Source organism: Methylobacterium sp. WL103 (assembly GCF_008039885.1).
GTDB classification, from domain to species: Bacteria; Pseudomonadota; Alphaproteobacteria; order Rhizobiales; family Beijerinckiaceae; genus Methylobacterium; species Methylobacterium cerastii.
This window is the reverse complement of sequence record NZ_VRUX01001270.1, coordinates 1-467: the sequence shown is the minus strand read 5'-3', so window position 1 is coordinate 467 and position 467 is coordinate 1. Positions and strand designations below refer to the sequence as shown.

The 467-nt window shown below is 74.9% G+C and carries 2 protein-coding genes; one reads left to right on the top strand and one right to left on the bottom strand.

Annotated elements, in window-relative coordinates; all coding sequences use genetic code 11:
• The coding region (gene larC, locus FV222_RS32085; RefSeq protein ID WP_348644955.1) for a nickel insertion protein at positions 1–238 on the bottom strand (238 nt) is incomplete at its 3' end.
• On the opposite strand from larC, the gene FV222_RS32080 reads away from it, so the two are divergent.
• On the top strand, positions 188–467 hold a 280-nt coding region (locus tag FV222_RS32080; protein ID WP_348644956.1), incomplete at its 3' end, for a hypothetical protein. The two genes, larC and FV222_RS32080, sit on opposite strands and share 51 nt — an antisense overlap.

Here is a 467-nt window from a genome sequence, read left to right as displayed (position 1 = left end):
TCCCGGAGCCGAGGGGGAGGGCGCCCACGCTCCAGCGGGTGGCGCCGAGCGCGGCGACGAGGTGGGCCGCGGCGGCGATGTCGGCGATCGAATCCCAGGCGCCGACCTCGTGGAACGCGACCCGCTCCACCGGGATGCCGTGCACGCGCGCCTCGGCCTCGGCGAGGTGGCCGAAGATCGCGAGCGCATGCCCGCGCACCGCCGCGTCGAGGTCGGCCCGTTCGAGCGATGCGCGGATCTCGGACCACGGCCGGTGATCGTGGTCGCCTGCGTGGTCGTGGGTGTGGGACGGACCGTGCGCATCGGGATGCGCGTGATCGTGATGGTCGTGATCGTGGTCGCCGTGCTCGTGGTCGCCGTGCTCGTGCCGGTGCGCCGCAGCGAGCGCGGCCTGCGGCGTGGGGTCGGGCGCGCCGGGTCCGAAGACCAGGAAGCGGCTGCCCTGGAGGATGCCGTCGTTGTGGGGC